At 77.5% G+C, this 1,078-nt stretch carries 1 protein-coding gene; it reads left to right on the top strand.

What is annotated here, in order from left to right:
- Positions 1 to 57: 57 nt before the first annotated feature.
- Positions 58 to 1,078: Lhr family ATP-dependent helicase (locus AC2W7A_RS12720; protein WP_485991650.1), on the top strand; the 1,021-nt coding region annotated here is incomplete at its 3' end.

Raw genomic sequence — 1,078 nt, 5'->3', positions numbered from 1 at the left:
CCCGGGCCGGCCTGCCTTCCGGTTCCGGCAGGGCGGGGTGGAGCGGCTTCGCCTGCGGTGGAGGACGCCGCCCGCCTGCGCGACGCCCTGGGCGTGCCCCTGCCGATGGGCGTGCCGGTGGCGTTCCTGGACCCGGTGGAGGACCCGCTCGGGGACCTGGTCTCCCGCTATGCCCGCACCCACGGCCCGTTCACGGCCGCGGAGGCCGGCTTCACCCTGGGCCTGGGGACCGCCGTGGTGATGACGGTGCTGGAACGGCTGGCCTCGGAGCGCCGCGTGGCCCAGGGCGCCTTCCGCCCGGACGGGTCCGGCTCGGGCACTGGCGTGGACGCCGAGTGGTGCGACGCCGAGGTGCTGCGCCGCATCCGACGCCGTTGCCTGGCCGCACTGCGGGCCGAGGTGGAGCCCGTGGACCAGGCCGCCTACGCCCGGTTTCTCGCGGACTGGCAGCATCTGCGGCCCCGCCCGGGCAGGACGGGGACGGCCACCCTCGAGGGCCTGGACGGGGTGGCCGCCGTGCTGGACCAGCTGGCCGGCATGCCCCTGCCCGCCAGCGCCTGGGAGTCCCACGTGCTGCCGGCCCGCGTCCGGGACTATGCGCCCGGGATGCTGGACGAACTGCTCTCCACCGGCGAGTACGTCTGGTCCGGCGCGGCCGCCGGCACCGGCAACGACGGCTGGATCGCCCTGCACCCCGCCGATGCCGCCGACCTCACCCTGCGCCTGCCCGAACCCGAGGAGGGCGGCGGGGAGGCCGGGGGACGGCAGCACTCCTGCGGGCGCGGATCCGGCCGGGGCGCAGGCTCCCACCGGGCTGCAGGCCGCCGTGCTGGAGGTCCTCTCCGGCGGCGGCGCCTGGTTCTTCGGGCCGCTCGTCGAACGCGTCCGCGCGACGCATCCGGAGGCCCGCGGCCCCGAGATCCTCGAGGCGCTGTGGCAGCTCGTCTGGTCCGGGAAGGTCGGCAACGACACCTTCGCGCCCGTGCGCGGCCTGCTCTCCGCGGGGAGGACGGCGCACCGCACAGGCAGGCGCATACCCCGGGGCCCGCACCGCCCGCGTGGGGCTCCTCGCTCGGCG

The organism is Micrococcus sp. LASM2_SD2, assembly GCF_057364565.1.
The sequence above is the reverse complement of the archived record's forward strand: the minus strand, read 5'-3'. Positions and strand labels throughout refer to the sequence as shown.